The sequence below is a fragment of the Promicromonospora umidemergens genome (assembly GCF_024171995.1).
GTDB classification, from domain to species: domain Bacteria; phylum Actinomycetota; class Actinomycetes; order Actinomycetales; family Cellulomonadaceae; genus Promicromonospora; species Promicromonospora umidemergens.
Genome location: NZ_JAMTCT010000060.1, coordinates 1 through 2173 on the forward strand (window position 1 = coordinate 1; position 2173 = coordinate 2173).

Below are 2173 nucleotides of genomic sequence, written 5' to 3' on the forward strand. Positions count from 1 at the left end.
TCGAGCGCTGCGAAGCGCTGCTGAACCTTGCGGTGATGGAAGGGCACCGCTCTCGGTCCGTCGCAGCGGGCTGAGGAAGCTGGAGGACGGTCGTCCGGGTCGGCATGGGCTCGGGTGGCGGAGCAGTCCTCGACAACGACGGGACGTCCCAGCACTGCCAGATGGGGCGGGTCCGGCTAGCAAGACGGAGAGGCATACGAGAGGAACCAGTGGCTGAAAGCCCCTCAAGTCGAGACCACCGACCCCGAGCCTGGCGGGTATGGGTCGGGTTGCACTGCGTACCCGCGTCGGCGCTTCGGCGGCGACGTCGGGGAACTCCTGGGCTGGGTGATGTCGCCGGTCGGGAGGCCACGGTGAAGGACTGCGGCGTAGTCGTGGCGATGGTGCTGGGGCATAACTGGGTGCCGATCCCGTCGAAGGGTTCTGCAGTGAACGTAGGAACCGTCTTGGTCCCGCCGGGATCGTGCCGCGACCAGCGGCAGGAGACCCGGCTGGGTGCATGGCCTGCCGACCGGGCCGGGACGGGGCGGAGGACCCGTAGTAGTCCGAGGGCGGGAAAGCCGTCCACTTGGCGAAGGGGTCCAGCGTGATCAGCAACTGTGTGAGCACGAAGGGAGACGCGCCGGTGAACATCGACGCTCCATGGCCAGAGCCTTCCGAGGCTTGGGCGCGGGTACTGACAATGCAAACGCGGCTGCACCGTTGGGCGACGACCGATCCGGGTCGTCGTTTCGATGATGTGTTCAACCTTGTCCATGATCCCGCGTTCCTGGTGGCTGCCTGGACGCGGGTGCGGGACAACAAGGGCGCCCGCACCGCCGGAGTCGACGGCCTGGCGCCGCGCGACGTTCCCGGCGACCGGGTGCTGGTCGGCCTGGCCCGCCTGCGTGAGCAGATCCGGGCTGGGACGTTCAGCCCGGAACTGGTGCGCGCGAAGTCGATCCCCAAGGCGAACGGCAAGGTCCGGACGCTGGGGATTCCGACGACGGCGGACCGGATCGTGCAGGCGTCCTTGAAGCTGGTGCTGGAACCGATCTTCGAGGCGGACTTCAAGCCGTCCTCCTACGGGTTCCGGCCCAGGCGTCGAGCGCAGGACGCGATCGCCGAGATCAACTACCTCGGCTCGGGCACCCGCGACTACTCGTGGGTGTTCGAGGCGGACATCAGCAAGTGTTTCGACATGATCGACCACTCTGCGCTGATGGCCCGGGTGAGGATGAGGGTCAAGGACAAGAAGGTCCTGCGCCTGGTCCGGGGGTTCCTCAAGGCCGGGGTCCTGTCCGAGGATGGGTCCCGCCGTGAGACGATCACCGGCACTCCGCAGGGCGGAATCTTGTCGCCGCTGCTGGCCAATATCGCCCTGTCTGTCCTGGACGAGTACTTCGCCGCCAAGTGGGCGGCTCTCGGCCCGGAATGGACGCGCGCCAAGCACCGGCGGGCCGGTGGACCGGTCATGAAAGTGATCCGCTACGCGGACGACTTCGTGGTCATGGTCCACGGGCTACGTCACCATGCCGAAGCGCTCTGGGACGAGGTGGCAGCGGTCCTCGCGCCGATGGGGTTGTCTCTGTCGGCCGAGAAGACAAGAGTCGTCCATATCGATGACGGGTTCGACTTCCTCGGGTGGCACATCCAGCGCCGCCGGATGAGGGGTCGTGGCGGCAAGACGGCGGTCTATACCTACCCCTCGGCCACGTCGTTGGCCAGGGTCAGGGACAAGGTCCGTCGCCTGACCCGCCGAGCATCGCACCGCACTCTTGCTGACCTGCTGCGCCGGCTCAACCCAGCGCTGCGGGGCTGGTGCGCATACTTCCAGCACGGGGTTTCCAAGTCGACGTTCTCCTACCTCGATCGATTCGCCTTCTGGCGGATCGTCGGCTGGTTGAAGAAACGACATCCCCGACTGAACATGCACACCCTGGTCCGACGTCACCTGCCTGGCTGGCAGATCCGTGACGGCGGGATCGAGTTCTTCAGGGCGTGGAAGGTCACCGTGACCCGATACCGCTATCGAGGAGCGAAGATCCCAACGCCCTGGACCAGCGCAGCGACCGCAACGTCATGACCACGTGGAGAGCCGGATGCTCAGGAATGGGCACGTCCGGTTCGGGAGGCGGCCAGCGGAGACCCACCCCGGGAGACCGGGACAGGGCGCCGCTGGCCGACCTCACAC

1 protein-coding gene is annotated in these 2173 nt (G+C 66.8%); it reads left to right on the top strand.

The genetic code is table 11. From position 1 onward, the window contains the following. Positions 1-739: 739 nt before the first annotated feature. Complete coding sequence (ltrA, locus tag APR04_RS30240) at positions 740-2065, top strand: group II intron reverse transcriptase/maturase (RefSeq protein WP_253878349.1); 1326 nt, start codon at positions 740-742, stop codon at positions 2063-2065. The last annotated feature ends 108 nt before the right edge of the window (positions 2066-2173 follow it).